The following is a 24,922-nucleotide window of genomic DNA, read 5'->3' on the forward strand; positions in this document are numbered from 1 at the left end:
CCGAGACCGGAGTCTCGATGGGCGCTGGGCTGCTGCGCTGAGGTTCGCTCAGCGCCGCAGGATGGCCGCGGAGGCGGCCGGCGCCCAAGCGGAGAGCGCCGTCGCTGCGACCAGCGAGGTTCCAACAACGGTGGCAACGCGAATCCGAATCCTGCTCATGTGATGCTCCTTGTGTAGTTACCGGGGGTGGTAGGTCATTTGTATGGGACTGCCCGCGCGGAAAGCATGGCTATTTCGGACTATCTTTAAGTTGCATGTCCGGAATAAGTGGACAAACCTGAGTCGACGAGGCTCAAGTCTTCCCGCTGTTTGGCTCCGTCCCGAGGGAATCGTGACGCCGACGGCCTTTTGTGCACGATGGGCGACTTGTAACCACTGGGACTGGTGAGACGCAGGTGACCTCTGGGTGGGCCCTGGAGCCCGCTCGGCCCTGGGCAGAAATGCCAAGCGCCCGCCGGAACCCGAAGGTCCCGGCGGGCGAGTTGCAGCTGCGAAGTGGGGAGTCCCCTAGCGCAGGATCGCCTTCTTGAGGATGGCCTTCCGGAGGATGGCCTTCTGGGTGGGGGCGCTCTTGAGGATGGCCTTCTTCAAGATGGCCTTCTTCAGGATCGCCTTCTGGGTGGTCGCGGTGGCGGAGGCCGCGGAGGCGGCCGGCGCGACAGCGCCCATCGCCATGACTGCGACCAGTGCGCCTGCGACACCGGTGGTGACGCGAATCCGAATCCTGCTCATCTGTTACTCCTTGGGGTAGTTGCCGGGGGTAACCCCATTTGTACGCCCCCGACCGGGCACAAATCGATGGTTATTCCGGACTATCTCACGAGCGCATGTCGGGAATAAGGTGACAAACTTGAGTGGAGCCGCCTCAACTCTGATGTGGTTGATGGTGAAGCGAGGAGAACAACCCCGCTCACCCCGCTTGCGGCTAATGCCTGACTTCTGCAACGAGAGTGGCGGGCGGGGTTGGTGGGGCCCGCTCACTCCGGTGGTTCCTCGGCGGCGGCAGCCGGGAGCCGCAGAGTGAACACCGATCCGTGGGGGGTGCGCGGGGCGTAGGTGACGCCGCCACCCTGAGCCTCGGCCAGGGCCCGGACCACGAACAGCCCGAGTCCGGTGCCGCGTGCGGCGGTGCCGGGAGCCCGTGAGTACTCCTGGAACAGGCGCGGGACGAACTCGTCGGGCACGCCCTGGCCGTTGTCCTCCACCTCGATGCGTACGTAGGCACCCGAAGGGCTGATCCGCACCAGGTACGGCGCCTCGCCGTACTTGCGGGCGTTGCTGAGCAGGTTGCTGAGCATCTGCTGGAACCGGAGCGGGTCGGTGAGCACGTGCGAGGGCGTCTCCTGCTCCACCACGAGGTCGAACCCGTCGTCGAGGACCGAGCGCACCAGCGTGGTCGTGTCCACCTTCTCCAGCTGCATCGCCAGGGTGCCGTGCTGGGCCTGGCCGGCGGCGAGCAGGTCCGCGGTGATGTTGTCGAGCAACCGGGTCTGCCGCTCGATCACCCCGAGCATGCGCTCCTGCTGGCGTTGGCCGAGCTCCTCCCCGTGGAGCATCAGCGTCTCCGCCACCCCCATCAGGACCGCGACCGGGCCCCGTACCTCGTGGGCAGCGGTCGCGATCGCCCGCCTGAGCAGGTCGGCCTCGTCCTCGGCCTGGGCCGAGAGGTAGATCGCGTGGTCCTCGCCGGCGCGGCGCACGCTGGCCTCGACCCGGCGAGGGGGCTCGCCGAGGCCGAAGACCAGGGCACTGTCGGTGTCGGGCTGCTTGACGAGGTGGGTGGCGAGCTCGGGAGCGACCTGTGCCAGGGGTACGCCGGGATGGGGCAGGTCGCCGATGAGCCGGGCCGCCTCCCGGTTCGAGCGGACCACGCGACCTCGGCGCACCAGCAGGAACCCGAAGGGCGCCAGCTCCAGGGGGTCGGGCGCGGCCGGCTCGTCCATTCTGCTCTGTGCCCGGTCCTGGTGTCGGCCCCCACCCTGGGCCGGCACCGAGAACGGGGCCGCCGCGGGGACCTGTGACTGGCGCTGCGGCTCGGGCTCGGGCAGGACGCCCCGGGCGATGGCTCGGCGCGACACGATCACGCGCACCTGCGCCAGCAGCGCACTGAGGGGCTGCCCCTTCTGCACGTAGCCGTCGGCGCCCCCGACGAGAGCTCGTCCGGTCATCTCGGAGGCCCCGAACCCGGAGAGCATCACGATCGCCGCGGCCGGGCACGCCTGGCGGATCAGCGGGAGTGCCTCCAGGCCGTCCATCACCGGCATTGCGACGTCGAGGAAGACCACGTCGGGCTGCTGCCGGGCCGAGACCCTGACGCCGGAGAGGCCGTTGTCCGCCTCCCCGACCACGACGAACTCCCGGGTCCGCTCCAGGGCGATCCGCATCAGCTCGCGCAGGTCCGGGGTGTCGTCGATGACCACCGTGCGCAGCGGCGTCGCGGGGGTGGTCGCGCCGCTCACCGGACCGGTCCCGGTGTCTCCGGCCGCTCGCCCGCCCACACGACCGGTCGCTCGCGGAGCTGGGGGAGCAGCAGCGCCACGCCCGCCGTCCCGCCGAGGACGAGGGCACGATGCAGCCCGTGGGCGAGAAGCCCCAGCATCGAGGCCTCCCTTCGTGGACGTCCGAGACGGACAGGGTTAGACCTTAGGAGGGATCGCGTGCCACCGCTCGTGCTCTGCGATGAGACGCGCACTGGTCTAAACGGTGGTCTGGTTTCGGGGTCGGGTACCTGTGGGCAAAGTTGAGGGGAATACACTCAACTTTGTAGCCGTTGGGCCGAGCAGGACCGACCGATCTCAGGAGACGACGTGGACGCATCCAAGCTGACCTCGCGCAGTGTCGACGTGATCAACGCTGCCAGCACCCTGGCCGTGAACCAGGGCAACCCCCAGGTGGACCCGGTGCACCTCGCCCTGGCGCTGATCCGCCAGGAGCAGGGCGTCGCGCCCTCGCTGCTCGACCGCAGCGGAGCCGACGTCGCCGGGCTGAGCGCCGCCCTGGACCAGGCCCTGTGGAAGCTGCCCAAGGCCTCCGGGAACACCGTGCAGACCCCGTCGCCGTCGCCGGCCCTGACCCGGGTGCTGGCGAAGTCGCTCGAGCTGATGACCGAGATGAAGGACGACTACGTCGCCACCGAGCACCTCCTGCTCGCGCTGGCCGTGGTGGAGTCCCCGGTCAAGGGCCTCCTCGCCGAGGCCGGCGTGCAGGAGCCCGCGCTCCGCGATGCGATCGCGGCCGTGCGCGGCAACCGCCGGGTGACCAGCCCGGAGGCCGAGGACAGCTACGAGGCCCTCGAGAAGTACGCCGTCGACCTCACCGCCGCCGCCGAGGAGGGCAAGCTCGACCCGGTCATCGGGCGCGACTCCGAGATCCGCCGCGTGGTGCAGGTGCTGTCGCGGCGTACCAAGAACAACCCGGTCCTGATCGGTGAGCCCGGCGTCGGCAAGACCGCCGTCGTCGAGGGCCTGGCCCAGCGCGTGGTCGCCGGCGACGTCCCCGACTCCCTCAAGGGCCGCAGGGTGCTGAGCCTGGACCTGGCCGCGATGGTGGCCGGTGCGAAGTACCGCGGCGAGTTCGAGGAGCGCCTCAAGGCGGTCCTCGAGGAGATCAAGTCCGCCGAGGGGCAGATCATCACCTTCATCGACGAGCTGCACACCGTCGTGGGTGCAGGCGCCGGCGGCGACGGCGCGATGGACGCCGGCAACATGCTCAAGCCGATGCTGGCCCGTGGGGAGCTGCACCTGATCGGCGCCACCACGCTGGACGAGTACCGCGAGCGCATCGAGAAGGACCCCGCCCTCGAGCGGCGGTTCCAGCAGGTGTTCGTCGGCGAGCCCAGCGTCGAGGACACCGTCGCGATCCTGCGCGGGCTGCAGGAGAAGTACGAGGCGCACCACGGCGTGAAGATCACCGACGCCGCGCTCGTGGCCGCGGCGATGCTCTCCGACCGCTACATCCCCGGCCGCCAGCTCCCCGACAAGGCGATCGACCTCGTCGACGAGTCGGCCTCGCGCCTGCGGATGGAGATCGAGAGCTCCCCGGTCGAGATCGACCAGCTCCGTCGTGCAGTGGACCGGATGAAGATGGAGGAGCTCGCGCTCGAGCGCGAGACCGACGCCGCCTCCCAGGACCGGTTGGAGCGGCTGCGCGGCGACCTCGCCGACCGGGAGGAGGAGCTGCGCGGGCTCGAGGCCCGGTGGGCGCGCGAGAAGTCCGCCCTCGAGGGGTCGGGCGCGCTGCGCAAGCAGATCGACCAGCTCCGGGTGGAGGCCGAGCGCAGGCTGCGCGAGGGCGACTACGCCGGTGCCAGCGAGATCAACTACGGCCGGATCCCCGAGCTGGAGAAGCAGATCGAGTCCGCCGAGTCGGCCGAGGTGTCCACCGAGGCCCGGATGGTCAACGAGGAGGTCGGTCCCGAGGAGATCGCCGAGGTGGTCGAGGCGTGGACCGGGATCCCGACGGGCCGGCTGCTGCAGGGCGAGACCGCCAAGCTGCTCCAGATGGAAGACATCATCGGCGAGCGGCTGGTCGGTCAGCGTGCCGCGGTCGAGGCGGTCTCCGACGCCGTACGCCGCAGCCGGGCCGGTGTCTCGGACCCGAACCGTCCCACGGGGTCCTTCCTGTTCCTCGGTCCCACCGGTGTCGGCAAGACCGAGCTGGCCAAGTCGCTTGCGGACTTCCTCTTCGACGACGAGCGCGCGATCGTGCGCGTGGACATGAGCGAGTACTCCGAGAAGCACTCGGTGGCGCGGCTGGTCGGCGCCCCTCCCGGCTACGTCGGCTACGACGAGGGCGGGCAGCTGACCGAGGCCGTCCGGCGCCGGCCGTACTCGGTGGTGCTGCTCGACGAGGTCGAGAAGGCCCACCCGGAGGTCTTCGACATCCTGCTCCAGGTCCTCGACGACGGCCGCCTCACCGACGGCCAGGGTCGCACCGTCGACTTCCGCAACACGCTGCTGATCCTCACCAGCAACCTGGGCTCGCACTACCTGGTGGACCCGCTGCTGGACCAGGAGAAGAAGCACGAGTCGGTGATGTCGGTCGTGCGCCAGTCGTTCAAGCCGGAGTTCCTCAACCGGCTCGACGAGATCGTGATGTTCGACGCGCTGGGCAAGGACGAGCTCGCCCACATCGTTGACCTGCAGCTGGCCCAGTTCGACCGCCGGCTGGCTCCGCGGCGGATCACGGTCACGGTCACGGACGCGGCGCGGAGGTGGCTCACCGACAACGGCTACGACCCGGCGTACGGCGCCCGGCCGCTGCGCAGGCTCGTGCAGACCGCTATCGGCGACCGCCTGGCCCGGATGCTCATCGGCGGCGAGGTCACCGACGGGCAGACGGTGGCGGTCGACCACCTCGAGGATGCGCAGGAGCTGACGCTCACACCGGTCACGTGACGCGACCGCCGTGCCCGTGGGGTGAGATGCCCCTCGGGACACGGATGCGGTGATCGTCAGGTCGGGTTGGTTCAATGTCCCCATGAGTGAGACCGAGAGACCTGCGCGACCCCGCCAGCTGATCATGGCGGGCGGGTTCGTGATCGGCGGTTCGGTCTTCCTGGTGCTGTCGGTCTTCGACTCGATCACCGGGCTGCGGTCGGTGGAGATGCGCGACGAGATCACCCGGGTGCTGTCCTCGCCGACCGGCAAGGGCCTGGGGATCAGCGTCAGCCAGGCGACCGAGCTGATGCGGGTCGGGCTGATGGTCGCCGGGGCGTGCGCCGCCGCCACGGCGGTCCTCGGGTTCTACGTCTTCCAGCGCAGCCGCCCGGCCCGGCTCGCGCTCACCGTGCTCGCGGTGCCGATCCTGCTGACCTCGCCGATGACCGGTGGGCTGGTGGGGCTGCTCGTCGTGCTGGCCATCTCGATGCTGTGGAGCGGCCCCGTCCGGGACTGGTTCGACGGCCGGCCCATCCGCCAGCCCGAACCCCGGCCTGCCCCCCGGCCCGACCCGCCGGCCGGTCCGACCTTCGACAACCGCGCGCAGGGTGGCCCCGGAGACAGTGGCCAGGGACAGGGAACCGGGTCGTACCCCGAGCAGCCTTCCGGTCACTCTTCCGGTCACTCTTCTGGGCACTCTTCTGGGCCGGTCGCCCCCGCTTCCTCGCTGACCGCGGTGGTCTCCTCGGACCAGCCGCGACCGACGTCGGGCTTCGGTGACCCCGTCGCCGCTCCTCCCGGGGTCCCCGGCCCGTCCGCGGGGCCCTCGTCGTACGCCGACATCGGACGCCGTTCCGCCCCGCCGGTGACCGTCAAGGTCGCGTGCATCCTGACCTGGGTCTTCGCCGGCATGGTCTCGCTGCTCTACCTCGCGATGACGGCGGCCCTGATCGTGAGCCAGGACCAGCTGGTCGACCTCGTCGTGGAGACCCCGGAGTGGAAGCGCGCCGCGCTCGACTCCGACATGGTCCTCCCCTTGATGTGGGTCGGCTGCCTGATCTTCCTGGCCTGGTCCCTCGGTGCGTGCGTGCTCGCCTGGTTCACCTGGCGCCGGCACAACTGGGCGCGCTGGCTGCTGGTGGTCAGCGCCGTGGCCACCCTCGCGATCGCCTTCGTCGCCTTCCCCGTCGGGATCCCCTACCAGTTCGCGGCCGCCCTCACCATCGGTGGACTCGTGGGCACCGCCGCCCAGAAGTGGTTCGCCGGGCACGAGCCCACCGGTCCGTCCGGGCCTCCCGCCCCCGGCTGGCCCGAGGGCCAGCACCCCGGTCCGTACGCGGGCCAGCAGGGTCAGTACCCCGGCCAGCAGGGCCAGCCGCAGGGTCAGTACCCCGGCCAGCAGGGCCAGCCGCAGCACCAGGGAGCACCCCACGGTCAGCAGGGACCCGACCAGCAGCCGCCGCCGAGCGGCAAACCGCCGGTGTGGTGAGCGCGCGGCTCAGGAGTGCTGCAGGTCGACCCCGCGCAGCCGCTCGATCCCCTCGGTGATCACGTCCTGCTCCTTGCAGAACGCCCACCGGATCAGGTGCCTGCCCCAGGGTGAGCCGTCCTCGTAGAAGACCTGTGTGGGGATCGCCACCACCTTGGCCCGTTCGGCCATCGCCGCGCAGAACGCCCGGCCGTCGGGGTGCCCCAGGGAGCTCACGTCGGTGGTCACGAAGTAGGTGCCCTGCGGGACGTGCACCTCGAGGCCGAGTGAGTCCAGCCCCTCGCACAGCAGGTCACGCCGGTGGGCGAGGTCACGCCGCAGCTCCTCGTGGAACGCGTCCTCGTGGTCCAGCGCGTGCGCGACAGCGGGTTGCAGCGGAGCACCGGAGGCGTAGGACAGCCAGTTCTTGGCGCCCTCCACGGCGGCGACCAGGTCGGCGGGCCCGGTGGCCCACCCGATCTTCCAGCCGGTGAAGGAGAAGGTCTTCCCCGAGCTCGAGATCGTCAGCGTCCGGTCGAACATCCCCGGCAGGGTCGCCAGCGGGACGTGGTCGTGGTCGTCGAAGGTCAGGTGCTCGTAGACCTCGTCGGTGACCACCACCAGGTCGTGGCGCAGCGCGACCCGGGCCACGGCGTCGAGCTCGGAGCGGTCCAGGACCCGACCGGTCGGGTTGTGCGGGCTGTTGAGCAGGATCACCCGGGTCCGGTCGGTCACGGCCGCCTCCAGCTCCTCGGCCACCAGGCGGTAGTCGGGTGCCCGCAGGGTCACCGGGCGGCGTACGCCGCCGACGAACTGGATCATCGCCCGGTAGCTGTCGTAGTACGGCTCGCAGACCACCACCTCGTCGCCGGGGTCGACCAGGCCGAGCATCGCCGCGGCGATCGCCTCGGTCGCCCCCGTGGTGACCACCACCTGGTCGCGCGTGAGGTCGAGGTCGTAGTGCCGCTTCTGGTGGCGCCGGACCGCCTCCACGAGCTCGGGGGTCCCGTGGCCGGGCGGGTACTGGTTGCGGCCGGCCCGCATCGCGTCGTACGCCGCCTCGACCACCGAGGAGGGGCCGCTGCGGTCGGGGAAGCCCTGGCCCAGGTTGACCGACCCCGTCGAGACGGCGAGCGCGGACATCTCGGCGAAGATGGTGCTGCCCACGCCGTCGAGGCGGGCGGCGGCCCTGCCGCGGCCTCCGGGTGCAGGCGCGGTGGACTGGGGGCTGGTACCGGGAACGGTCACGATCCCGAACCTAGCCGCTGGTCCGCCCCGGGGCGATCCGCGCTCGGGGTCACCCCCGATCCCGCACAATGGTCCCCGTGTCAGCCAAGCCGTCCCGAGGACGCCGCATCACCTGGTGGGTGGGGGTGGCGATGATGACGGCTGGGCTGGCGATGCTCGGCTGGGTCGGGTGGCAGTTCTGGGGCACCAACTGGGTCTCGCAGCGCGACCAGGCGCAGGTGCGCGACTCGCTGCGCACCGAGTGGACCCGCGCAGGTGCCGCCGAGGGGACCAGGCTCGCGCCGAAGTACGTCCCCGAGGGCAAGGCGTCGGCGCTCGTGCGGATCCCGAAGTTCGGCAAGTCCTTCGTGGTCCCGGTGCTCGAGGGCGTCTCGGACCGGGTGCTGGCCCGGGGGCTCGGCCACTTCCGCGGCTCGGCGAACCCCGGTGAGGTGGGCAACTACGCGCTGGCCGGCCACCGGGTCACCCACGGCGAGCCGCTGCGGAAGATGCCGCGGCTCGAGCCGGGCGACGAGGTGATCGTGGAGACCGTCGACGCCACCCACGTCTACCGGCTCGACACCGATCCCAAGGAGCTGGTGATCCCGTTCACCGGGGTGTGGGTGCTCGACCCGCTGCCGAAGAACCCCGACCGCGGCGGACCGCAGCCCGAGCAGAAGGCCGGCCAGCGGCTGATCACGCTGACCACGTGCTCTGAGCTCTTCCACACCGACGACCGGATGATCGCCTTCGGGCACCTGGTCAGCACCACCAGCAAGGCCCGGTAGCCTCCGGGACATGGTTCCCACCCCCGACGACATCGGCACGAGCGACCCCGACCTGGCCCGCGACGTGGACCGGTGCTGCCGGCTGACCGGCGAGTTCACCCTGCGGTCGGGCCAGGTGGCCTCGGAGTACTTCGACAAGTACCTCTTCGAGGCGGACCCCGCGCTGCTCGCGCGAGTGGTGGACCAGATGGTCGCGCTGGTGCCGGAGGGCACCGAGCTGCTCGGCGGACTCGAGCTCGGGGGCGTGCCGATCGCCACCGTGCTCAGTGCGCGCACCGGCCTGCCCGCGCTGTTCGTGCGCAAGCAGGCCAAGGAGTACGGCACCTGCAAGCTCGCCGAGGGCCCCGACGTAGCCGGGCGGAGGGTCACGCTCGTGGAGGACGTGATCACCACCGGCGGCGCCGTGCGCGACGCCACGCGCGCCCTGCGTGAGGCGGGCGCGATCGTCGAGACCGTGATCTGCGCGATCGACCGCAGCGCGGCGGGTGCCAACCCGCTCGAGGACGTGGGCCTCGAGGTGCTGCCCGTGCTCACCAAGGCCCAGCTGGACGCTGCGCGCGCCCGCTGAGCCTGGGGTCGCTGGCCCTTCTTGCTGGGCCTGTCTTGCTGGGCCTGGCTCGCTGAGCCTCAGTCCCGGTCGGCCTGCTGGGGCCGGGGGTCCACCGGCATCCCGGCGATGTCGATGTCCGGGCGCCCGTCGTGGTCGTTGTCCTCGGCCTCCGGGCTCGAGGTGCGCCGGTGCCGCCACCACTCGTAGGCGATCGGGACCACGGAGAAGGCCAGGATCGCGAAGACGGCGTAGTCGATGTTGTCCTTGAGCCAGGGGAACGTCTGGCCCAGGAAGTAGCCCAGCAGGGTGATGCTGAAGACCCAGCCGACCGCTCCGATGGCGCTCCACAGGAAGAACCGGTGCCGCGGCATCCGGGTGACCCCGGCGACGACGGTGATGTAGGTGCGCACGAACGGGACGAAGCGACCGATCACCAGCGCCTTGTTGCCGTGCTGGTCGAAGAACGCCGAGGTCTGGTCGAAGTACTTGCGCTTGAGCACCTTGCCGTCGCGCTCGTAGAGAGGTGGACCGATCGCCCGGCCGATCTCGTAGCCGATCACGTTGCCCGCGAACCCACCCACCGCCAGCGCGACGAGCGCGAAGAGCAGGTTGGCGGTGTGGCCTCCGGGGACGATCTCGATCTGCCCGCCGGCGATGAACAGGCCCATCGCGAACAGCAGGCTGTCACCGGGCAGGAACGGGAAGAACAGTCCGCACTCGATGACGATGATCGCCAGGCTCACCCAGAAGAAGCTGGTGCCGAACTGCTCGAGGAGCCACTCGGGCTCCATCCACTTGATGCCGAAGAGCAGGGGCTGCAGGCCAGTCACCCTGCGAGGATATCGGGGTGACCTGTGAGCAGGCTGAGCGCCCACGGGAGCACGCCTAGGCTTGCGCGGTGAAACCAGAGGATCTCTCCGACGACGAGCGGCGTGCGCCGTACGACCCGATGCCGAACGGTCCTGACGAGGTCGGGGTCGGCCCGTGGGTCGGGGAGCCGCCGACCGGGCCGCAGTACGACGCCCGGCTGCTCGCCGAGGGCGACCGGCGCAACGTGGTCGACCGCTACCGCTACTGGACGGTGGAGGCGATCGTCGCCGACCTCGACACCCGGCGCCATGACTTCCACGTCGCCATCGAGAACTGGCAGCACGACTTCAACATCGGCACGATCGTGCGCACGGCCAACGCCTTCCTCGCCCGCGAGGTGCACATCGTCGGCAAGCGCCGGTGGAACCGGCGGGGCGCCATGGTCACCGACCGCTACCAGCACGTCCGGCACCACCCGACCGCCGAGGACCTCGCGGCGCACCTGCACGAGCAGGGGGTGCGGCTGATGGGCATCGACAACCTCCCCGGCTCCGAGCACCTCGAGACCTGGGAGATGCCGCGCTCGGTGTGCTTCCTGTTCGGGCAGGAGGGCCCGGGGCTCTCCGAGGGGGCCCGCGAGGTGTGCGACGGCACCTTCTCGATCGCCCAGTTCGGGTCGACCCGGTCGATCAACGCCTCGGCGGCGGCTGCGATCGCGATGCACTCCTGGGTCGAGCGGTACGCCGACCTGGGGAACGCCTGGCGCGGCTGACCGGTCTCAGGAGTCGGGTAGCAGGCACCGGACGAACCGGTCGCCGGAGCGCCACCCGGCCTGGCTCGGGGGCTGCCAGAACCCGCCGAAGCCGCCGACGAGCTCGCGGCACCGGTCCCGGGCGACCGGCGTGTAGGTCTGCGGGTCGGGGTAGGCCTCGCCCACGACGCGGAACACCGAGGCGGTCCTGAGGGCGTGCGGCCGCGCGCAGGACACGTCGGTCCCCTCCTTGGTCTGGCAGACCTGCAGCGCCTCGGGGACTCCGGACTTGAGCAGCGGCCGTGCCGCGGGGAGCTCGATCAGCTCCCGGCCGCTGCGGGCGAGGACGTCGCAGCGCAGCCATCGGGCTCCCCGCTCGAGCTGTGCCTGACCCGGCGTGAACAGGGTCCAGGTCAGGATCGAGGACGCCCGGTCGGCGAGCGTCCCGCCGGCGAGCCGGCGGAAGGCGGGCGCGCAGAACCGGTTGCCGAGCTCGCGGCGCTGGGCGATCGGCGTCTGGGGGGTGACCGCCGTGGGCAGGTAGCCGACGTAGGCGACCACCGTGTGGTGCGGACCGCGGCACGCGATGGGGGTGCCGGCCGCCACCGAGGCGCGCGACTGCCGCGGGGTCATCCGGTAGCACTGGCCGAGCTTCGGCGCCCCGAACCCGGGATCGGCCGCCGGCTCCTCGGGGGTGGTCGGGCTCTCGTCCTCGCGGGAGGAGGACGACGAGCTCTCCTTCTCCGGGGACTCCTTGCCGCCGCATCCCCCCGCCAGCAGGACCAGCGCCACCGCGAGAGCCAGGGCGCGCAGGAGCGCGGGCAGCCCGGGGTGCCGCTGCAACGGCGAGCGTCGGAGGCGGTGAGCAGACATGTCACTCCGGTGCTGGTGCTGACGTGCTGGGAGACGAGCGGCGGGCACCAGGATCCTTGCACGGTTCCGCCGGGACCGTCGGGACAACAGGGCCGCTTGGTCCTCTAGGGTTGGCGGCATCACCTGTCGTACCCCCTGAGGACTCCCGAGGAGACCGCCACCATGCCCATCGCCACGCCTGAGAAGTACGCCGAGATGCTCGACGCCGCCAAGCGGGACGCCTTCGCGTTCCCCGCGATCAACGTCTCGTCGTCGCAGACCCTCAACGCAGCGCTGGCGGGATTCGCGGAGGCAGGCAGCGACGGGATCATCCAGGTCTCCACCGGCGGCGCGGAGTACCTCTCCGGTCCCACGATCAAGAACATGGTCTCCGGCTCGGTCGCGTTCGCGGCCTACGCCCACGAGGTGGCCAAGCAGTACCCGGTGAACATCGCGCTGCACACCGACCACTGCCCCAAGGACAAGCTCGACGGCTTCGTCCGCCCGCTGCTCGACATCTCCCTCGAGCGGGTCCGCAACGGCCAGAACCCGCTCTTCCAGTCGCACATGTGGGACGGGTCCGCCGTACCCCTGGAGGAGAACCTCGAGATCGCCCAGGAGCTGCTCCGCAAGGCTGCCGAGGCGCACATCGTGCTCGAGGTCGAGATCGGTGTCGTCGGCGGCGAGGAGGACGGCGTCGAGGGCGGTGGCGGCGAGCAGCTCTACAGCACCACCGAGGACGCGCTGGCGACCGTCGCGGCGCTCGGCACCGGCGAGAACGGCCGCTACCTGACCGCGCTCACCTTCGGCAACGTGCACGGCGTCTACAAGCCCGGCAACGTCAAGCTGCGCCCGGAGATCCTGCAGAAGGCCCAGGAGGCCGTGAACGAGAAGCTCGGCCTGCCCGCCGGCTCCAAGCCATTCGACCTGGTCTTCCACGGCGGCTCTGGCTCCACCGCCGAGGAGATCGGCGCTGCCGTGGACTACGGCGTGATCAAGATGAACGTCGACACCGACACCCAGTACGCCTTCACCCGCCCGGTCGCCGGCCACATGATGACCAACTACGACGGCGTGCTGAAGATCGACGGCGAGGTCGGCAACAAGAAGCAGTACGACCCCCGCGCCTGGGGCAAGGCCGCCGAGGCCGGCATGGCCGCCCGCGTCGTCGAGGCCTGCGAGAACCTCCGCAGCACCGGCCACTCGGTCGGCTGAGGCCGGCCGCTTCTGGCTTGCCCCGCGGCGCGCCCCCTCAGCGGGTCATGTGCTTGGGGCGGGCGAAGGCGAGCGCTGCCGCGAGACCCACCAGGAGCACCAGGGGCGACAGCAGCAAGGACTGCGCCATCGCCTCGCTGAACGGGGCCAGGGCCTGCTCGGGCAGGTTGCCGCCACCGGCCTCGCTCGGGGAGAAGTTCAGGCCCTGGGCCGCCAGCCGGGCGTCCATCAGCACGGCGATGGCCGCGGATCCCAGCACCGCGCCCACCTGACGGGTGGCGTTGTAGATCCCGGCCCCCGCTCCGGCCTGGTGCATCGGCAGGTTGCGGGTCGCGGTCGCCGAGGTGGGTGCCCAGACGAAGGCGTTGCCGATCCCGAGGAGGGCCATCGGCAGCAGGATCTCCCAGGTGGCCGAGTCCGGGGTCAGCACCCGGCTGAGCCAGATCAGGGAGCTGCTTGCCGCCGCGAAGCCGAAGGCGGTGATCACCCGCGGGTGCACCGCGTCGGTGAGCTTGCCGACCCACGGCGCCAGCAGGATCGACATCAGCGCCATCGGCACCAGCAGCAGCGCGGCGCCGGTCGGGGAGAGGCCCCGCACCAGCTGGGCGTAGAGCATGATCGGGAACGACATCGCCGTTATCGCGAAGCCCATCGAGGAGATCGCGACGTTGGCCATGCTGAAGTTGCGGTCGCGGAACAGCGGCAGCGGCACCAGCGGCTCGCGCTTGTTGCGCGCCTGCCACCAGATGAACAGCGCGAACAGCACGATCCCGGTGACGATCAGCAGCGGCACCGAGATGAACCCGGTGATGGTGCCCCAGTCGAACTGGTGGCCCTCCTGGATGCCGAAGACGAGCAGGAACATCGCGGCCCCGGAGAGCGCCACCCCGAGCCAGTCGAAGCGGTGGTTGTTGGTCGGCAGCGAAGGGACCAGGCGCCAGGCGAGGACGAAGCCCACGATCCCGACGGGGATGTTGATGAAGAAGATCCACTCCCAGCTGAGCGCGTCCACCAGGACGCCGCCGAGGATCGGCCCCACCAGCGTCGCGACACCGGCGGTCGCGCCCCACAGGGCCATCGCCTGCCCGCGGCGCTCGGAGGGGAAGATCCGGGTGATGATCGCCATCGTCTGTGGCGTGATCATCGCCGCGCCGAGGCCCTGGAAGACCCGGGCGATGATCAGGCCCTCGATGGTGCCGGTGAGCCCGCACCACAGCGAGGAGAGGGTGAAGACGGTCAGGCCGAGCAGGTAGAGGTTCTTGGGCCCGAACCGGTCACCGAGCCGGCCGGTGATCAGCACCGGGACGGCGTACGCCAGCAGGTAGGCGCTGGTCACCCAGACGACGGCGTTCACGTCGGCGTTGAGGTCGCCGATGATCGCGGGGGTCGCCACGGAGACGATCGTGGAGTCGACCAGGATCATGAAGAAGCCCAGACAGAGCGCGAACAGCGCTGGCCACGGGTTCACGTCCGAGGGTGCTTCGGTGCTCTGTGGCGCGCCCGGCTGGGTGGGCGGCTGCTTCGTCTGGGCCATGACCGAACTCAACACCAGAGGCGTGACGATCCATTCCGCCCGCGGCCGTCTTCAGCGCAGGTTCAGCCACGCCTTGCGACAATGGGTCCACCTGACCCCGGAGGTGGCCATGCGTGTGCTCGTCGTCGAGGACGAGGTACGGCTGGCCCGGTCCATCCGCGTCGGCCTCGAGGCCGAGGGCTTCACCGTCGACCTCGCCGGGGACGGCACCTACGGCCTGTGGATGGCTCGGGAGCACGAGTACGACGCGATCGTGCTCGACCTGATGCTGCCCGGGATCAACGGCTACAAGGTGTGCGAGACCCTGCGCAAGGAGAAGATCTGGACGCCGATCCTGATGCTCACCGCCAAGGACGGCGAGTGGGACCAGGTCGAGGGGCTCGACACCGGTGCCGACGACTACCTGACCAAGCCGTTCTCCTTCCCGATCCTCGTCGCGCGGCTGCGCGCGGTCGCCCGGCGCGGCGCGCGGGAGCGTCCCACCCAGATCGAGGTGGGTGACCTGCGCCTGGACCCGGCCGCCCGCCGGCTGTGGCGCGGGGAGACCGAGATCGAGCTGACCGCGCGGGAGTTCGCCCTGTTCAGCTTCCTGGTCCGGCACCCGGGCGAGGTCGTCTCCAAGCTCCAGATCCTCGATGCGGTCTGGGGGATGGACTTCGAGGGGGACCCGAACATCGTCGAGGTCTACGTGCGGCACCTGCGCAACAAGGTCGACCGGCCGTTCGGCCGCGAGGCGATCCAGACCCTGCGCGGCGCCGGCTACCGGCTGAGCAGTGACGGTGGCTGAGCGCGGCGGGGGCCGGATGCGGCGCGCCTCGCTCCGGGTGCGTACGACGGCCGCGGCCGTGGTCGTCGTGGCGGTGGCCCTGCTGGCCGGGGCGGTGGCGCTGGTGGCCCTGCTCGGCGACTCGCTGCGCGACGGCCTCGAGACCGGGGCCGAGGAGCGCGCCTCCAGCCTGGCGGACCAGATCGAGTCGTCGGGGCTGCCTGCGCAGCCGCCGCGCGAGAGCGACGACTCCCCGGAGGAAGACGAGGAGCCGGACGAGCAGCTGTGGCAGGTCACTGACGAGTCGGGTGCCGTCGTACGCAGCTCGGAGCCGCTCGCTCGGCCGCTGCCGACCAGCGACTCCGACGGGGTGCGGGTGGCCGGCACCGACCAGGACTACCTGGTGGTGACCGAGCGGGCGCGCTCCGGCGGCCAGGAGTACGTCGTCTCGGTGGCCACCTCGCTGGAGGAGGTCGAGGACTCCCGGGCCGCGCTCGTGCAGCTGCTGCTCGTCGGGGTGCCCCTGGTGCTGCTGCTCGTCGGGGGCACCACCTGGGTGGTGGCCACCCGGGCCCTGGCCCCCGTGGAGCGGATCCGCCGCGAGGTGGAGCAGATCACCGGGGACCGCCTCGACCGGCGGGTCCCCGAACCGGGCTCGCGCGACGAGATCTACCGCCTGGCCCGGACGATGAACCAGATGCTGGGCCGGCTGCAGGGCTCGCACGACCGGCAGCAGCAGTTCGTCGCCGACGCCTCCCACGAGCTGCGCTCGCCGATCGCGAGCATCCGGCAGCACGCGGAGGTCGCCCGTGCCCATCCGTCGGCACTGCCCGACGGGGAGCTGGCGGAGTCGGTGCTCGAGGAGGCCATCCGGATGCAGCGCCTGGTCGAGCAGCTGCTGCTGCTCACCCGGGCCGACGAGGGGGTGGTGGTGCGCGCGTCGCGCGAGGTGGACCTCGACGACCTCGTGCTCGACGAGGCCCGGCGTGCCGGGCGCTCCGGCCTCCACGTGGACACCTCGGGCGTCGGAGCGGGCCGGGTGCGCGGGGACGGGACCGCGCTGGGCCAGGTCGTGCGCAACCTCCTCGACAACGCCGTGCGGCACGCGGAGTCGCGGGTGGCGGTGAGCGTGCGCGAGGAGGGTCCCGACGTGGTGCTCACGGTGGAGGACGACGGGCCAGGCGTGCCGGAGGGGCAGCGCACCCGCATCTTCGAGCGGTTCGTGCGCCTCGACGAGGCCAGGGCCCGTGACTCGGGTGGCAGCGGGCTCGGCCTGGCGATCGTCGCGGAGATCGTCGCAGCGCACGGCGGCTCGGTCGCCGTCTCGTCCTCGCCGCTGGGCGGTGCGGCGTTCGTCGTACGCCTCCCCGCAGAGGGCGAGTCCTCGTCGACGACCTCCTGAACGCGCGTTCAGACACGTTCAGTGAGGGTTCAGCGAGGCGGCCACAAGATGGTGACGTACCAGCCGGGCACCATCGAAAGGACTGAGAGATGAACACCAGGAAGCGCGTCCTGATCCCCACCGCCGCTGCCGTCCTCGCACTCGGGATCGGAGGTGCCGCATGGGCCTCCACTGCCTCCGCGGGCGACTCGGACCTCAAGGGCAGCGAACGCGACCGCGTCTCCGAGGTCGCCACCAGGACCGTCGGCGGTGGCATCCTCGTCGAGGCCGAGTCCAGCGACGACACCGGCCGTGCCTACGAGGCCGAGGTGCGCAAGGAGGACGGCACCGTCGTCGAGGTGACCCTCGATGAGAACCTCGCCGTGGTCCACCAGCGCACCGAGCGCGACGACGACGACCGGGCCCTGGCTTCCGCCGAGCGGGTCTCCGCCGAGAAGGCCGCACTGGCGGTCGTGGGCAGCGGCACCGTCACCGACGTCGAGGCCAGCGACGACGGCCCCGAGGCCTACGACGTCGACGTCCGAGCGGCCGACGGCACGGAGTGGGACATCGAGCTCGACGCTGACTTCAAGGTGCTGGAGAAGAAGGCCGAGCGCTGACCTCCCGTCTCCCACGACCAGCCGTGTCCGCGCGGCGGCCTGCTGAAGGAGCCTTCCGACGCGTTCGGGAAGGGTTCAGGCGGGTCGTTGCAGGCTTGTAGCCATAACCCGTGACCGAAAGGTTCGCCATGAACACCAGCAAGCTCAAGAGCAAGCAGTTCCTGATCCCGGCGGTCGTGGTCGTCGTCGCCATCGCGATCGGCGCTGCCTTCTACGCCTGGATGAACGACTCCGACCTCCGCGGCAGCGAGCGTGACCGGGTCTCCGCAGTGGCTCTCGAGGCCGCCGGCGGCGGCAAGGTGATCGACGCCGAGAAGAGCGACGACCCGGGCGAGGCCTACGACGTCGAGGTGCGCACGACCGACGGCGACGAGGTCGACGTGCACCTGGACAAGGACCTCGACGTGGTCCGGATCGACCGCGACGGTCACCACGACACCGACGACCGCGGCCGCCACGAGGACGACGACCGCGGTCACGCCGGTGGCCCCGGTGAGCCCGGCCGCCCCGACAGCGACGACCGGCTGACCGGCCAGGAGATCGCCAGCGCCGAGGAGGCAGCCGTGGCCGCAGTCGGCGGCGGCACCGTCGTCGACGTCGACCGCAGCGACGACCCGGGCGAGGCCTACGAGGTCGAGGTCCGCAAGGGCGCCACCGAGTGGAACGTCGAGCTCGACGCCGACTTCAAGGTGCTCCGCAAGGCGGTCGACAACTGATCGGAACTGCGGATCCGGGTAGTCCCGGTCGAACGGCATCCCGAGCACGGGTCCAGGCCTGCCGGACGACCGGGACTATCCGTCTCCGCGCGACCGACCACCCCATGACACGATCGGGAGCATGAGCGACTCACACCTGCGCCGTGACCTGATCGCCGGTCCGCCCCCCACCCTGCTGCCCGTCGACCCTGCCGAGGCCGAGCTCGAGGCGGGCGAGCAGGCCCAGGACGTCGTACGCCGGCACCCGGAGTCGCCCTTCGCCTGGGCGACCCTGGCCGAGGAGGCGCTGGCCGACGCCGATGTCGACGACATCACCGCCTACGCCTACGCCCGGGTCGGCTACCACCGCAGCCTGGACCTGCTGCGCCGCAACGGCTGGAAGGGGCACGGCCCGGTGCCGTGGGAGCACACCCCCAACCGCGGCTTCCTGCGGTCGCTGGCCGCCCTGGCCCACGCCGCCGGACGCATCGGGGAGCACCACGAGAGCGCCCGCTGCGACGAGTTCCTGCGCGACTCCAGCCCGGAGGCGCACGCCGAGCTGAGCTGAGGCGCGAAAACCGGTGGGACGCGTCGTGAGACGGCACTGTTCTAACCGATGAGACCTGCGTCACACCGGTCTAGAGTTTTCTGCCATGGCAGAACTCGACGACCGCTCGACCGCGCCTGAGGTTCCTCCCACCAACAGGCCCCTGCTCGTCCTCGCGGGGGTCCTGCTGCTGATCCCCGTGGTGGCCCTGCTCTGGGTGAGCACCTATGCCCGTGAGACCCCGAGGCTGTGGGGGTGGCCGTTCTTCTACTGGTACCAGTTCCTCTGGGTGTTCCTGTGCGCCGGGCTCACCTACTCCGCGCACCGCCTGGTGCTGGCCGCCCGCCGCCCCCTGCCGACTCATCGCCGCGACCGTGAGCGTCGGGGCAACGGTGACGCGGCATCCCCGGGCGCGGGGGAGTGAGCATGAACCCGCTGCTCGTCCCGCTCGCGGCGCGCACCGAGGTCGACTGGGTCGCGCTGGGCGTGCTCGTCCTGCTGTTCGTGGTCGTCACCGTGCTCGGCTTCATGGCCACCCGGTTCAAGAAGGGCGACTCGCTGGAGTCGCTCGACGAGTGGGGGCTGGGAGGCCGCAAGTTCGGCACCTGGGTGACGTGGTTCCTGCTGGGCGGCGACCTGTACACCGCCTACACCTTCGTCGCGGTCCCCGCGGCGATGTTCGCGGCTGGATCGGTCGCCGGGTTCTTCGCGGTGCCCTACACGATCATCCTCTACCCGATCATCTTCATCTTCATGGCGCGGCTGTGGTCGGTGAGCCACCGGCACGGCTATGTCACCACGGCCGACTTCGTCCGCGGGCGCTACGACTCCCGGGTGCTGTCCCTGGCGGTCGCGGTCACCGGGTTCGTGGCGACGATGCCCTACATCGCCCTGCAGCTGGTCGGGATGCAGGCCGTCCTCGACGTGGTGGGCCTCGGCGGTGGCGGCAACTGGCTGGCCAAGGACGCGCCGCTGCTGATCGCGTTCGTGCTGCTGGCGGCGTACACCTACACCTCGGGGCTGCGCGCCCCGGCGGTGATCGCCTTCGTCAAGGACGCGCTGATCTACCTGGTGATCATCGTCGCGGTGATCTATCTCCCGACCACGATCGACGGCGGCTGGGAGGGCGTCTTCGGTGCGGCCAAGGAGAAGATGGCGGCGACCAACGAGGCGACCGGGAAGCCCAACGGCGCGTTCATCCCCGGCAGCGGGGAGATGTGGGCCTACGCGACGCTGGCACTGGGCTCGGCGATGGCGCTGTTCATGTACCCGCACTCGGTCACCGCCACCTTGTCCGCGGAGAGCCGGGTCACGATCCGGCGCAACACCGCGATCCTGCCTGCGTACTCCTTCGTGCTCGGGCTGCTGGCGCTCCTGGGCTGGGTGGCGATCGCGGCCGGGACCCAGCCCATCGGCGTCGACGGCGAGCCGAACGCCCAGCTGGTGATCCCGCAGCTGTTCGAGGACTCCTTCGCGAGCTGGTTCGCCGGGGTGGCGTTCGCGGCGGTGGCGATCGGGGCCCTGGTGCCGGCGGCGATCATGTCGATCGCGGCGGCGAACACGTTCACCCGCAACGTCTACAAGGAGTGGGTCAACCCGCAGGCGACGCACGCCCAGGAGGCCAAGATCTCCAAGCTGGCCTCGCTGGTCGTCAAGGGCTTCGCGCTGGTCTTCGTGCTCACGATGGACAAGCAGAACGCGATCAACTTCCAGCTCCTCGGCGGCATCTGGATCCTGCAGACCTTCCCGGCGATCGTGTTCAGCCTCTACACCCGGTGGTTCCACAAGTGGGCGCTGCTGGCCGGGTGGGCCGTGGGGATGGTCTACGGCACGATCTCGGCGTACCGCGTGGTCAACCCGGCCACCGGCAAGCACTTCGGTGGCTCGCTGGCCGAGATCCCGGGCCTCGGCGACCTGGGGTACGTCGCGATGACCGCGTTCGTGATCAACCTCGTCGTCGCCGTGCTCCTCTCGGCGGCGCTGAACGCGGCCAAGGTCGAGAACGGCTCGGACGAGACCCGGCCCGGGGACTACTTCGCGGACGCTGGGGACCCGCGGGTGGAGAAGGACAAGGCGGTGCGGCAGCAGACCGGCGGCGCCGGCGCGCTCGCGGACTAGGGGGCCCGCCGGTCAGCTGGCGGGCACGACCATCGAGTACGCCGCCTCCTCCAGGTGCCAGGAGCGGCGCCGCTCCGGGCCGCTGATCTCGCCGTCGGCCGAGAGCCAGAAGTCCTCGCCGGAGACGGTCACCTGGTTGGCCCGCAGGGTGAGCACGTCCTCGCGCTCCTCGTGCTCGCCGTTGCGCAGCTGCCAGACGTAGTGGAGCCGCTCGAGGGGACCGGTGGCGAAGGACACCATCACGTCGAGCTTGCCGTCCGTGGGGTCGGCGTCGGGGGTGAGCTCGGTCCCGCCGCCGACACTGGCGCCGTTGCTCACGGCGATCATCAAGATGTGCTGGTCCATGTCGGAGACCACCTCGCCGTCGGCCTCGATGCGCAGCCGCACGAACGGCGGGCGTACGGCGGCCATCACGGCGCCGATCGGGTAGCCGAGGATGCCGAAGCCGTAGGGCCCGAGCCGCTTCTTCCACCGCTCGCCGCGACGGCTGGCCTGCGCGCTGGCCCCCGCGTGCACGCTGTTGACGACGATGCCGCCGAGCTCGTCGACGATGAGGTCCATCTCGCGCACCTCGCCCTTGATCAGCGACCGGGCCGCCTCCTCGGGGTCCAGGGAGATGTCGAGGGTGCGGGCGAAGTCGTTGCCGGTCCCGAGCGGGATCAGGCCCAGTGTCCGCTGGTCGAGCTCGTGGCGCCGGTGCAGCGCGGACACCACGGCGTGCAGGCTGCCGTCGCCGCCGGCGACGACGACCGTCCGGCTCCCGGCACGGTGCAGCACCCCGTCGAGCTCGCCGGGGTTCGAGGTGGAGGCCACCTCGACGTCGGCGACCTCGCGCAGGACCGCCAGGGCGCGCTCAAGACCTTCGTCGCGACCGCCCCCGGCGTCGGCGTTGGTGATGAGCAGGAGGGGATCCACGGCGACACACTAACCGGGCCTGTCCCATTTCTTCCCCGGACGCCCTCCGCGGAGGACACCTGTCCGCGCCCACCGTTAGGATGGGGCCCGCGGCCCTGACGGCCACGAACTGACGTCCAGCCGCGACTCGGCTCCGCACTCCACGCGAGGCGGCGTCGCGCCGACTAGGAGAGATATGCCTGCGATCGTTGTACTCGGAGCCCAGTGGGGGGACGAGGGCAAGGGCAAGGCGACCGACCTCCTCACCACCGAGGACTCGATCGACTTCTGTGTCCGCACCAGCGGCGGCCACAACGCCGGCCACACCATCGTGGTCAACGGCGAGAAGTTCGCCACCCACCTGCTGCCGAGCGGCATCCTGACCCCCGGCTGCACCTCGGTGATCGCCAACGGCGTGGTGGTCTCTCCCGAGGCGCTGTTCCGCGAGCTCGACGCCCTGATCGCTCGCGACGTCGATCTCGGCAAGTTGGTGATCAGCTCCAACGCGCACGTGATCGCCTCCTACCACTCCACGATCGACAAGGTCTCCGAGCGCTTCCTGGGCAGGAACAAGATCGGCACGACAGGGCGCGGCATCGGCCCGGCGTACGCCGACAAGATCAGCCGCGTGGGCATCCGGATCGCCGACCTGTTCGACGAGAAGATCCTCACCCAGAAGGTCGAGGCCGCCCTGGAGTCGAAGAACCACCTGCTCACCAAGGTCTACAACCGCCGCGCGATCACCGTGGAGGAGATCGTCGAGGAGCTGCGCGGGTACGCCGACCGGATCGAGCCGATGGTCGCCGACACCTCGCTGCTGCTGAACCGGGCACTGGACGACGGCCAGACGGTCCTGTTCGAGGGTGCGCAGGCGACCATGCTCGACGTCGACCACGGCACCTACCCGTTCGTCACCAGCAGCAGCCCCGTCTCCGGCGGCGTCTGCGTCGGCGCCGGCGTCGGCCCCACGCGCATCGACCGGGTGATCGGCGTGATCAAGGCCTACACCACCCGCGTCGGCTCGGGCCCGTTCCCCACCGAGCTGTTCGACGAGGACGGCGCCAAGCTGTGGGAGATCGGCGGCGAGGTCGGGGTCTCGACCGGCCGCGACCGTCGCTGCGGCTGGTACGACGCGGTCATCGCCCGCTACTCCGCCCGGGTCAACGGGCTCACCGAGTTCTTCATGACCAAGCTCGACGTGCTCAGCGCCTGGGAGCAGATCCCGGTCTGCGTCGCCTACGACATCGACGGCGTGCGGCACGACGAGATGCCGATGACCCAGTCGATGTTCCACAAGGCCAAGCCGATCTACGAGCACCTCGACGGCTGGGGCGACGACATCTCCGCCTGCCGCACCTTCGAGGAGCTGCCCAAGAACGCCCAGCGCTACGTCCGCGCCCTCGAGGAGATGTCGGGTGCGCCGTTCTGGGCGGTCGGCGTCGGACCGGGTCGCGAGCAGACGCTCGTGGTCAGCTGAGGCTCGCGCCGGAGAGGCGCTCGGTCAGGGCGGGTAGGCCCGGGCCGGCCAGCTCGGGGAGTGCGGCGTCGCGCCCGGTGACGAGCAGCAGTTGCGCTCTGATCGGCCCCTCGACGACCGGACCCTCGCCCACCTCCCACTCGGAGTCGGTGGCCCTGAGGGTGAAGCCGGCGAGCCGCTTGCCCGCATGGAAGGGCATCCCCATCGACCAGGCCCGCTGGGTGGCCGCGGTGGCCGCCTCGACCGGCATCTCGCGCCGGCGTCCGAGCGGGACCACCATGTCCTGGCCGTGCACGAGCGCGTCCATCAGGGGATCGGTCGCCGCGACGCCGGGGACCTTGCGCCGGGAGCCCACCATGGCGCGGAGCAGGCCCGGGTAGTCCTCGACCGGTCGCCGAGCCTGTCGTACGGCGGTGTCGTGGATCATCCGGTCCAGGCTGCCCCGGGCCCTGACCAGGGAGACCACCGCCGAGAGCGGGCCTGTGTGCGCGAGGGTGAGGTGGGCGGCGACGTCGCGGACCGTCCAGCCCCGGCACAGCGACGCCGTCTCCCAGTCGGCCGGGCCGAAGGTCTCGATCAGGTCGGCGAGGCCGGTCCGCTCCCGATCGATCGCCTGCCACACCTCGTCCAGGTCCATCGCCAGCTCCTTGGTACGATCTTCGAACCATATTGGTTCGGAAGACTGACGATTGTCAAGAGGTGTGATGACCACGGAACCGCAGGGCGAGCTCTCCTTGGGGGTGCTCTGCTTCGTGGCCCACCGGGCCGTGGAGACGCGGGTGCTGGCCGCCCTGGCGACGGCCGGCTTCGACGACCTCACCGCCGCGCAGGGCCGGGTGTTCGCGCGGATCGCGCCGGACGGCACCCGGATCGGGGACCTCGCCGAGCAGGCCCACGTCACCAAGCAGACCGCGAGCGCGACGGTCGACCAGCTCGAGCGGGCCGGCTACGTCCGTCGCGTGCCCGACCCGGCCGATGCCCGGGCCCGTCTCGTGGTGATCGCCGAGCGCGGCCTGCGCGCCGTCGAGGTCGCCCGGGTCGCGGAGCAGGAGGTGGAGGCCGAGTGGGTACGCCGGATCGGCCCGGCCGCGACCCGGCGGCTGCGCGCGGCCCTCGAGGGCATCCGCGAGGTCGCGGACCCGTACCGCTGACGATGGAGTGGAACCGGCACCCTCAGGTGCGGCGCCCCAGGGATACGAACAGGTCGCTGGCGGTGGTGGTCAGCTGCTCGGCGGTGAGGTCGACCTCGCCGGTGAGCCAGGAGGCCACCAGCTCCGCGAAGCCCGCGACGTAGACCAGGCCCTGGATGCGGGCGCGGTCGGCGGGCCAGGCGTCCTCGCCGTACAGCACGGCCGCCTCCTCGGCGACGAGGTCGGCGAAGGTGCCGATCAGCTCGTGCCGCCGGGCGCGCAGGGTGGGGGTGGCGCTGGAGTGCACCACGGCGACCAGTCCGAGCGCCGGGTCACGGCTGACCAGGTCGACGAAGGAGGCCATCACCGCGTGCACGCGCTGCTCCGGTGAGCCCGGCGCCTGCGCGATCACCTCCCGCGCAGCCTCGGCGATCTGCTCGCTCACGTGGTCCAGCGCCGCCAGCAGCGCGTCCTCGCGGTGGGCGAAGCTCTCGTAGAAGTACCGCTCGGTGAGGCCGGCGCGCGCGCAGATCGCGGTCATCGTCGTCCCGGCCTCGCCGTGGGTGGCCAGCAGGGCGATGGTGGCCTCCACCAGCCGGGCACGGCGTCCCTGGACGCGCTCCTGCCCGGTCTTGCCGCCATAGCTCCGGACCGGTGTTCCCACGTGTGCATCTTGACGCGCCGCCGCCTTTTGTACAAACTGACAGGCATTCCTGTCAGA

At 70.9% G+C, this 24,922-nt stretch carries 25 protein-coding genes; 15 read left to right on the plus strand and 10 right to left on the minus strand.

The window, feature by feature from the left end:
• Positions 1-507: 507 nt before the first annotated feature.
• The 3 genes from AC4BGB_RS13765 to AC4BGB_RS13775 all read right to left on the minus strand — a co-directional run bounded on the left by AC4BGB_RS13765 (position 508) and on the right by AC4BGB_RS13775 (position 2,599).
• Complete coding sequence (locus tag AC4BGB_RS13765) at positions 508-732, minus strand: hypothetical protein (RefSeq protein ID WP_490547448.1); 225 nt, start codon at positions 730-732, stop codon at positions 508-510.
• A gap of 245 nt (positions 733-977) precedes the next feature.
• Positions 978-2,459: an ATP-binding protein gene (locus AC4BGB_RS13770; RefSeq protein ID WP_490547449.1), complete on the minus strand. Its 1,482-nt coding sequence runs from the start codon at positions 2,457-2,459 to the stop codon at positions 978-980.
• The gene (locus AC4BGB_RS13775) at positions 2,456-2,599 is read right to left on the minus strand and encodes a hypothetical protein (RefSeq protein WP_490547450.1); all 144 of its coding nucleotides are present in this window, start codon (positions 2,597-2,599) and stop codon (positions 2,456-2,458) included. Before AC4BGB_RS13775 ends, AC4BGB_RS13770 begins: the two co-directional genes overlap by 4 nt.
• A gap of 208 nt (positions 2,600-2,807) precedes the next feature.
• On the opposite strand from AC4BGB_RS13775, the gene clpB reads away from it, so the two are divergent.
• Entirely contained in the window at positions 2,808-5,396 is a 2,589-nt protein-coding gene (clpB, locus tag AC4BGB_RS13780) for an ATP-dependent chaperone ClpB (protein ID WP_490547451.1), read from the plus strand.
• Between the two features lie 82 nt (positions 5,397-5,478).
• Positions 5,479-6,867, plus strand: coding sequence for a hypothetical protein (locus AC4BGB_RS13785; RefSeq protein ID WP_490547452.1), 1,389 nt, complete (start codon positions 5,479-5,481; stop codon positions 6,865-6,867).
• 9 nt (positions 6,868-6,876) lie between these two features.
• Here the strand turns inward: AC4BGB_RS13785 and AC4BGB_RS13790 are convergent, their stop codons facing one another.
• Positions 6,877-8,094, minus strand: coding sequence for a pyridoxal phosphate-dependent aminotransferase (locus AC4BGB_RS13790; protein WP_490547453.1), 1,218 nt, complete (start codon positions 8,092-8,094; stop codon positions 6,877-6,879).
• 77 nt (positions 8,095-8,171) lie between these two features.
• Here AC4BGB_RS13790 and AC4BGB_RS13795 point away from each other — a divergent pair, with 77 nt between their 5' ends.
• Both AC4BGB_RS13795 and pyrE read left to right on the plus strand, forming a co-directional pair.
• On the plus strand, positions 8,172-8,861 hold the full coding sequence (locus AC4BGB_RS13795; RefSeq protein WP_490547454.1) for a class E sortase: 690 nt from the start codon (positions 8,172-8,174) through the stop codon (positions 8,859-8,861).
• 10 nt (positions 8,862-8,871) lie between these two features.
• A complete protein-coding gene (gene pyrE, locus AC4BGB_RS13800) occupies positions 8,872-9,429 on the plus strand; it encodes an orotate phosphoribosyltransferase (protein ID WP_490547455.1) in 558 nt (185 codons plus the stop codon).
• Between the two features lie 59 nt (positions 9,430-9,488).
• On the opposite strand, the gene AC4BGB_RS13805 is transcribed toward pyrE, so the two are convergent.
• Positions 9,489-10,241: a DedA family protein gene (locus AC4BGB_RS13805; RefSeq protein ID WP_490547456.1), complete on the minus strand. Its 753-nt coding sequence runs from the start codon at positions 10,239-10,241 to the stop codon at positions 9,489-9,491.
• Positions 10,242-10,360: 119 nt separating this feature from the next.
• Between AC4BGB_RS13805 and AC4BGB_RS13810 the strand changes: the two genes are divergently transcribed.
• Positions 10,361-10,993, plus strand: coding sequence for a TrmH family RNA methyltransferase (locus AC4BGB_RS13810; protein ID WP_490548442.1), 633 nt, complete (start codon positions 10,361-10,363; stop codon positions 10,991-10,993).
• Positions 10,994-10,999: 6 nt separating this feature from the next.
• Here the strand turns inward: AC4BGB_RS13810 and AC4BGB_RS13815 are convergent, their stop codons facing one another.
• The gene (locus AC4BGB_RS13815) at positions 11,000-11,845 is read right to left on the minus strand and encodes a septum formation family protein (protein WP_490547457.1); all 846 of its coding nucleotides are present in this window, start codon (positions 11,843-11,845) and stop codon (positions 11,000-11,002) included.
• 162 nt (positions 11,846-12,007) lie between these two features.
• Here AC4BGB_RS13815 and fbaA point away from each other — a divergent pair, with 162 nt between their 5' ends.
• Complete coding sequence (gene fbaA / locus AC4BGB_RS13820) at positions 12,008-13,039, plus strand: class II fructose-bisphosphate aldolase (RefSeq protein WP_490547458.1); 1,032 nt, start codon at positions 12,008-12,010, stop codon at positions 13,037-13,039.
• 37 nt (positions 13,040-13,076) lie between these two features.
• On the opposite strand, the gene AC4BGB_RS13825 is transcribed toward fbaA, so the two are convergent.
• Positions 13,077-14,573, minus strand: a complete 1,497-nt coding sequence (locus AC4BGB_RS13825; RefSeq protein WP_490547459.1) for a DHA2 family efflux MFS transporter permease subunit — start codon at positions 14,571-14,573, stop codon at positions 13,077-13,079.
• A gap of 109 nt (positions 14,574-14,682) precedes the next feature.
• Here AC4BGB_RS13825 and AC4BGB_RS13830 point away from each other — a divergent pair, with 109 nt between their 5' ends.
• From AC4BGB_RS13830 to mctP, 7 genes are all read left to right on the plus strand, one after another.
• The gene (locus AC4BGB_RS13830) at positions 14,683-15,360 is read left to right on the plus strand and encodes a response regulator transcription factor (protein ID WP_490547460.1); all 678 of its coding nucleotides are present in this window, start codon (positions 14,683-14,685) and stop codon (positions 15,358-15,360) included.
• On the plus strand, positions 15,353-16,741 hold the full coding sequence (locus AC4BGB_RS13835) for a sensor histidine kinase (RefSeq protein ID WP_490547461.1): 1,389 nt from the start codon (positions 15,353-15,355) through the stop codon (positions 16,739-16,741). Before AC4BGB_RS13830 ends, AC4BGB_RS13835 begins: the two co-directional genes overlap by 8 nt.
• 89 nt (positions 16,742-16,830) lie before the next feature.
• Positions 16,831-17,340, plus strand: coding sequence for a PepSY domain-containing protein (locus AC4BGB_RS13840; protein ID WP_490547462.1), 510 nt, complete (start codon positions 16,831-16,833; stop codon positions 17,338-17,340).
• Positions 17,341-17,468: 128 nt separating this feature from the next.
• Positions 17,469-18,056 (plus strand): PepSY domain-containing protein, encoded by a 588-nt coding sequence (locus tag AC4BGB_RS13845; protein WP_490547463.1) that lies wholly within the window; start codon positions 17,469-17,471, stop codon positions 18,054-18,056.
• Positions 18,057-18,177: 121 nt separating this feature from the next.
• Positions 18,178-18,603: a DUF3151 domain-containing protein gene (locus AC4BGB_RS13850; protein WP_490547464.1), complete on the plus strand. Its 426-nt coding sequence runs from the start codon at positions 18,178-18,180 to the stop codon at positions 18,601-18,603.
• An 85-nt stretch (positions 18,604-18,688) separates the two neighbouring features.
• Positions 18,689-19,006 carry a DUF3311 domain-containing protein gene (locus AC4BGB_RS13855; protein WP_490547465.1) on the plus strand — a complete coding sequence of 106 codons (318 nt, stop codon included), beginning with the start codon at positions 18,689-18,691 and terminating at the stop codon, positions 19,004-19,006.
• A gap of 2 nt (positions 19,007-19,008) precedes the next feature.
• Positions 19,009-20,700: a monocarboxylate uptake permease MctP gene (gene mctP / locus AC4BGB_RS13860; RefSeq protein WP_490547466.1), complete on the plus strand. Its 1,692-nt coding sequence runs from the start codon at positions 19,009-19,011 to the stop codon at positions 20,698-20,700.
• A gap of 12 nt (positions 20,701-20,712) precedes the next feature.
• Here mctP and AC4BGB_RS13865 read toward each other — a convergent pair whose 3' ends face one another.
• On the minus strand, positions 20,713-21,615 hold the full coding sequence (locus tag AC4BGB_RS13865; RefSeq protein ID WP_490547467.1) for a diacylglycerol/lipid kinase family protein: 903 nt from the start codon (positions 21,613-21,615) through the stop codon (positions 20,713-20,715).
• A 175-nt stretch (positions 21,616-21,790) separates the two neighbouring features.
• Between AC4BGB_RS13865 and AC4BGB_RS13870 the strand changes: the two genes are divergently transcribed.
• A complete protein-coding gene (locus AC4BGB_RS13870; protein ID WP_490547468.1) occupies positions 21,791-23,071 on the plus strand; it encodes an adenylosuccinate synthase in 1,281 nt (426 codons plus the stop codon).
• Here AC4BGB_RS13870 and AC4BGB_RS13875 read toward each other — a convergent pair.
• The gene (locus tag AC4BGB_RS13875; RefSeq protein WP_490547469.1) at positions 23,064-23,708 is read right to left on the minus strand and encodes a maleylpyruvate isomerase family mycothiol-dependent enzyme; all 645 of its coding nucleotides are present in this window, start codon (positions 23,706-23,708) and stop codon (positions 23,064-23,066) included. The genes AC4BGB_RS13870 and AC4BGB_RS13875 overlap by 8 nt on opposite strands.
• Positions 23,709-23,775: 67 nt before the next feature.
• Between AC4BGB_RS13875 and AC4BGB_RS13880 the strand changes: the two genes are divergently transcribed.
• Positions 23,776-24,222, plus strand: a complete 447-nt coding sequence (locus tag AC4BGB_RS13880) for a MarR family winged helix-turn-helix transcriptional regulator (RefSeq protein ID WP_490547470.1) — start codon at positions 23,776-23,778, stop codon at positions 24,220-24,222.
• A 22-nt stretch (positions 24,223-24,244) separates the two neighbouring features.
• On the opposite strand, the gene AC4BGB_RS13885 is transcribed toward AC4BGB_RS13880, so the two are convergent.
• Entirely contained in the window at positions 24,245-24,865 is a 621-nt protein-coding gene (locus AC4BGB_RS13885) for a TetR/AcrR family transcriptional regulator (RefSeq protein WP_490547471.1), read from the minus strand.
• Between the last annotated feature and the right edge of the window lie 57 nt (positions 24,866-24,922).

Source organism: Nocardioides sp. Z30_9 (assembly GCF_058215735.1).